Annotated in this window: 4 protein-coding genes; 1 reads left to right on the forward strand and 3 read right to left on the reverse strand. The window is 55.2% G+C overall.

All coding sequences use genetic code 11. The features are described from left to right. Positions 1 to 1,022, reverse strand: a 1,022-nt coding sequence (locus ACF8AM_RS20915) for a lactonase family protein (protein ID WP_392557513.1), incomplete at its 3' end; no start/stop codon positions are given. A gap of 128 nt (positions 1,023 to 1,150) precedes the next feature. Between ACF8AM_RS20915 and ACF8AM_RS20920 the strand changes: the two genes are divergently transcribed. Continuing rightward, a complete protein-coding gene (locus ACF8AM_RS20920) occupies positions 1,151 to 2,047 on the forward strand; it encodes a hypothetical protein (RefSeq protein WP_392557514.1) in 897 nt (298 codons plus the stop codon). Positions 2,048 to 2,307: 260 nt separating this feature from the next. On the opposite strand, the gene ACF8AM_RS20925 is transcribed toward ACF8AM_RS20920, so the two are convergent. Both ACF8AM_RS20925 and ACF8AM_RS20930 read right to left on the reverse strand, forming a co-directional pair. Then, on the reverse strand, positions 2,308 to 3,462 hold the full coding sequence (locus tag ACF8AM_RS20925; protein WP_392557515.1) for a hypothetical protein: 1,155 nt from the start codon (positions 3,460 to 3,462) through the stop codon (positions 2,308 to 2,310). Continuing rightward, the coding region (locus ACF8AM_RS20930; protein WP_392557516.1) for a methylated-DNA--[protein]-cysteine S-methyltransferase at positions 3,459 to 4,013 on the reverse strand (555 nt) is incomplete at its 5' end. The genes ACF8AM_RS20930 and ACF8AM_RS20925, both read right to left, overlap by 4 nt.

Raw genomic sequence — 4,013 nt, forward strand, 5'->3', positions numbered from 1 at the left:
GCGATGCGATAGGCGGACAAGCGACGGTCACCTGTTTCGCTGACGAAGAGTAGTTTTTGGTCAGGAGACAGGTTGAGTTTCCAGGGAATGTCGCCGACATGGCAACGAGCGACCAGGCTGAGTTTGCCTTCCGCATTGACGTCGAAGGTGAAGACGCTGTCTTGGTCACTCACGAAATCACGCACGGCGACAAACAAACGTTTTCCATCGCGAGTGAGCACGAGATCGGACGCGTGCAAGCCGCGTTGTCCTTGGACGAACGGTGAACGGCGGGGCATTGTAATCGCATGCTGTATGTCGGCGAGCTGCCCGTTTATCAGAATTTGATAGACGCTGACGCCAAGTTGTTGTTCGTTGCTGAAGTAGACGATCGGAAGTGTTGGGTGATAAGCAGCGTGTCGGGGCCCGAACATTGCGGGCGGATTCGCGTTGAACGGTTCAAGTGGACGTAGTTCGCCGGTGGTTTCATCGAAGCGAAATTGGAACAAGGCGTTGTTGTTTTTGACGCAAGGCACGTAAGTAAACTGATTGTCGGGTGTGGTCAGAATGCAGTGAGCCTCGGGGTTTGGTGTTTGCGCGGACGATGCGAGATCGCCGACGCGGCCGTTGTCTTGGATTCGATAGACCGCGACGATTCCGTGGCGATAATTGGCGGCAAGAAAGAATTTTCCGCTGCGATCGATGCTGGTGTAGCCGGTCGGATGATCCAAGGGCGACGTTGCAATCAATCGCAAATCGCCTGATGCGGTCACTGAGAGACTTGCGGATGTGGGGGCACCTTTGGCCCCGGAAGAAGCAATGAAAAGCTGGCGATCTTGGTGCCACGCGAGGCTGGACGGCGCGAAGGGCAGTTTGAGCGAACTTTGTCGTTGAATGTCAACGTCGCCGCCTAGTTGGGAAACCGTCCACTGAATGACTTCGTTGGTGGATGGCGACGGAGCGAAAATGTGAAATGGTTCTTCAGCACATGCGATCGTCGTTAGAGCGAACAGCAAGTAGCCACAGAGACAGCAGCGAAGCATCCGAATTCTTCCTTGTTGGTTGGAGAGGGAATCTTGATTTTAGCTGCGAGACGTTGCTTCGGTTGTTCCTGTCGTCGTTGAGAGATGATTACGATGGATGAACCTCACTTTCAACTTGGAGATGTAGGATGATGAAACGTGTCGCATTGGTTGCTCTTTTCTTCGGCGTGTTCCTGGGTCAGGTTGCGATGGCGCAATCCGGGTTGGAACTCAAGCTTCAGTCCCAGTCCAAGTCGGATGCCGGCGACTTTGTCGTTCAGCAAGAGGATGAGTCATGGGAAGCGTCCAAGACCGCAATCATCGTTTGCGACGTGTGGGATTATCACCATTGTTTCAATGCCGTTGGGCGATTGAACGAAATGGCACCGAGGATGAATGAGGTCATCGCGGAGGCTCGGCGGCGCGGTGTGACAATCATTCATTCGCCGAGTGGATGCATTGATTTTTACGCGGACGATCCGGCGCGGAAGCGTGCGATCCAGGCACCTGTCGCCGAGAATTTGCCCAAAGAGATCGGTGCTTGGTGTTACAGCATTCCGGCGGAAGAAGAGGCGGAGTATCCCGTCGATCAGTCGGATGGTGGCGAAGACGATGATCCCGAAGAGCATGCGGCTTGGGCGGCGAAGCTGGAATCGATGGGGCGGGATCCGAAAAAGCCTTGGCGGCGGCAACTGAAAACGATTGAGATCGATCACTCGGTGGACTTCATCACTGACCAAGGCGACGAGGTTTGGAATGTTCTGGAGTCGAAGAACATTGACAATGTGATTTTACTCGGCGTGCATACCAACATGTGCGTGCTCGGTCGCCCCTTTGGGCTTCGGCAGATGACGAAGAACGGCAAGAACGTCGTGCTGATGCGAGACATGACTGACTCGATGTACAACCCAAAGATGTGGCCCTACGTCAGTCACTTCGAAGGAACCCGGCGAGTGATATCGCATATCGAACGATACGTGTGTCCAACGATCACCAGCGACCAGGTCGTTGGTGGTGTGCCATTTCGTTTTGAAGGTGATGAATGATCGCGGGAATCAAGACCGATTGGGCGACAACGCGATTGCTCCAGTCGTCAGTCCCAAGGGGCGTCGCAACCACGTAGCCGACGGTGGCCCTCCGTCGGCAAACAGGCGTTCTTGCTGGGGAGATTGGACGATTGCTTTGATTGTTGGTGTTGATGCCAACCGAGGGCCTCGGTCATCCACATGGGATGCTGGCTGGGGGCTTTTCTATCCTCGCAAGTTGTGAGGTTTCTTTCGATCAATCTCCGGGCTCGGTCGGGACCTCATGTTTCGCTGTTGTCGAACAACTCAAATGGAAGCGTCCCGAATGGTTGTCCGTTGATCTGCAGGGTGACCGCGTGCCTGCCAGGATAGAGTTTGTATGTGGTGGCATTAGCGTGCAGTCGATGACGCTTTTTCAGTGAAACGGTTTCGCCCTTGGCGAGAGAAAGACGCTTGAGCTTGTGGACTTTGGGGGCCGTGGTTCCGCTGGCTTTGACGAAGTCGATGATGTAGTCAATCATCAGTTCTTCGGTGCGCTCCGCTTGGACTGAGAAGGTGAATTCCAGAGAGTCGCCTGGCTGAAGTTCACTGGTTCTGAGTTCAAAATTCGAGACTTCAATCTTTGGGGTGTCGCGATAGCCAAGGAACTTGAGCGCGGGGGAGTGGCCTTGTTTGACCAAGGTTCGCAGGGCGTGGCGACTGATCCAGTCCAACTCTTTCGGTGTTTGCCGCTTCGCCGATTTCCATCCGCGAAGGGTTTGAAGGACGAGTTCGGGATGCGATTTGGAGATATCGTTGAGATGGTTGGCGACTGACCGAGTGACATACCGAGTCGGGTCGGCGTGGAGTGTTTCAAGCAACGGCAGAGGTGTGGTGACGTCCATGCGAAGCCGACGCGACCAGGGCAATTTGGGACGCGTGCCTTCACTGACCAATCGTCGGACGTGGTAGTTTGAGTCAACGGACCACTTCGTGAGTTCTGCGAGTGTTGCTTCTGGGTGAGCATCGATGAAGGCTCGGATAGCGTCTTCCATAGAGAACCGCATCGTGATCGCTTTGAGTGTTCGCAGGGAATGCCGAACGTGCTTTCGTTCCAACCCATTGCGGACGACGAATTCGCCCAGGGGTGCCAGGATGAAGTCACCAAAATCGTCATCTGTTCGTTTGGGATCCAGTGGTGGCGGCAACGCTTCGCGGATCTGTTTGGCGGCGGTGGGGAAGTCAGCCGCAAGGTGTTTCTCGAGTGCGCCCGCGATGTGCACGATGCGTTGCTTCAATTCCAAGTCCTTCAAGCCTCGCGTGCATCGGCGTGTAAACGCTTTGCCATCGAAATTGTCGTCGGAAGCTTGGAACAATCCGCTCAAGTAAACGATGCGTTCGCGATTGAAAAGTTGGTCCTTGAGGCTGAACCCACTGCCCGTGGTCGAGGAGGTCATGGCAGCTTTCGTGTGGTCTTCGTGAGGGAAGATGGATGGGCCGGAGAATTGGCGAAGGCTGCGAAGTGGAGTTGGCTGGTGGTGGTTCCACCGAGGGCCCGTCTTTCACGCCGCAGGAGTTCCAGTTTCCGGTGCATCCCCCATCGAAAACCGGAGACCTTGCCGTCTGAACGCACCGCACGATGACAGGGGATCGCCAGGGCGATTCGGTTTTGACCGCAAGCGGCACCAACCGCGCGGCTGGATCCGGGGGAACCAATTCGGATGGCCAGTTCGCGATAAGTGATCGCTTCACCGGGCTGGGTTTGTGCGAGTGCGGTCCAGACTTGTTTTTGGAAAACGGTGCCGTTCAGTTCCAATGCCAGGTGAAGCGGTTTGGTTGGCTCTTCGATGAACTCGACGACCGTTGCCAGTTCGTCACGGAACATTGCCTCGCTTTCAACCAGACTTTGGTCTGGGTAGGCAGCCGACAACTCATTTTGCACGGTGGTTCGTTGATCACCAAGAGAGAGGAAGCAAACCTTGCCTTTTGAATCGGCGCGGTCGAAGCC

Origin of the sequence: Rhodopirellula sp. JB055 (assembly GCF_043100905.1) — a bacterium.
Taxonomy (GTDB): domain Bacteria; phylum Planctomycetota; class Planctomycetia; order Pirellulales; family Pirellulaceae; genus Rhodopirellula.